Source organism: Roseateles sp. P5_B10 (genome assembly GCF_056400485.1).
Map to the genome: position 1 here is coordinate 1 of NZ_JBFULE010001116.1, position 1,355 is coordinate 1,355.

At 66.1% G+C, this 1,355-nt stretch carries 3 protein-coding genes; 2 read left to right on the plus strand and 1 reads right to left on the minus strand.

What is annotated here, in order from left to right; all coding sequences use genetic code 11:
* The coding region (locus tag AC1DU6_RS31320; RefSeq protein ID WP_477862046.1) for a DUF3579 domain-containing protein at positions 1-140 on the plus strand (140 nt) is incomplete at its 5' end.
* A 76-nt stretch (positions 141-216) separates the two neighbouring features.
* Positions 217-1,092, plus strand: a complete 876-nt coding sequence (locus tag AC1DU6_RS31325) for an alpha/beta fold hydrolase (protein WP_477862044.1) — start codon at positions 217-219, stop codon at positions 1,090-1,092.
* Positions 1,093-1,180: 88 nt separating this feature from the next.
* Here AC1DU6_RS31325 and rpsT read toward each other — a convergent pair.
* A partial coding sequence (gene rpsT / locus AC1DU6_RS31330) for a 30S ribosomal protein S20 (RefSeq protein WP_477862048.1) occupies positions 1,181-1,355 on the minus strand: 175 nt, incomplete at its 5' end.

Below are 1,355 nucleotides of genomic sequence, written 5' to 3' on the forward strand. Positions count from 1 at the left end.
GCGTTGTCGTCAACGAAGAGCTCAAGCGCCTCGAACCCATGGCCTGGGACTTCGTCATGAACTTCGCGCGCGACAACAACCTGCAAGTTGCCGACGCCTGCCTGCTGCCCGACGGCCCAGGCGGTAAATCGGGCGCTTGATTTCGTCTCTCCTAGCAAGAGTCCMAGGACGCACCTGGGCGGGGCGCCGTTATCCTCGCCGGCAATGTTTGGAAACATGCCGATAAACGCCAGCGCCGCCACCATCGCCGCAGATCCGCTCCCCACCGCGCCGGCCGTGGCGGCGGAGCGCACACTGACGCCGGTCTGGGTGCTGTTGCGCGGCCTGTCACGCGCCAGCGGGCATTGGGGGGTTTTCCCCGAACATCTGCTGCGCGAATTGCGTGCGTTGCAACCGGCGTCCCGGCTGCTGCTGCTGGATCTGCCCGGTACGGGTGCGCTGCGCCGCCAGGCCAGTCCTACCCAGGTGTTGGCCATCGTTGATGCTTGCCGTGAACAGTTGCAACGCCTCGGCGTCAATGGGCCGGTGTYGCTGGTCGGCATGTCGCTGGGCGGGGCGGTGCTGAGCGAATGGGCGAGCCGCTATCCCAGCGAGGTTGAGGCCGGCGTGCTGATCAACCCCAGCCTGCGGCCTTTCAGCGAGTTGTTTCGCAAGCCGCATCCGCTGAACTATCTTGGCCTGTTGCTGCTGTCCCTGAGTCGCTTCAGCGCCCGTATGCGGGAGGAGAGGGTGCTCAGCCTGACGACGCGGTTGACGCCGACTCCGGCCATCATCGACCGCTGGGTGGAGTTGCAGCGCCAGCACCCGCTCGGTGTTCGCAACACGGCCCGCCAGTTGCTCGCCAGCATGCGCTATCGCGCCAGCCGCACTCGCCCGGCTGCGCCTATGCTGCTGTTGTGCAGCAAAGCGGATGGGCTCGTCGACTGGCGTTGCTCGCAGGCCATCAGCCGTGCCTGGGGAGCGCCGCTGCGCCTGCACACCAAGGCCGGCCACGATCTGCCGCTGGATGACCCGCAGTGGGTGGCCCGGGCCGTCGCCGAGTGGCTGCGCGACCGCAGCATCCAGGGCGTCGTGCCAGGCGAGTGGCATTGAAATGCAAGCGGCCCGCAGGTGCGGGCCGCAGATGCAAAGAGGCCCGCTTGCGCGGGCCTCTTTGCTTGCACCAGAGCTGGATTGTTTCTTAGGCGGCGAGCGCCTTGATCTTGGCGGACAGGCGGCTCTTGTGACGAGCAGCCTTGTTCTTGTGGAAGATGCCCTTGTCGGCGACAGAGTCGATGACGGCTTGGGCAGCCTTGAACAGGTCAGCAGCCTTGGACTTGTCGCCCGCGGTCACAGCCTTTTGCACGTTCTTGACG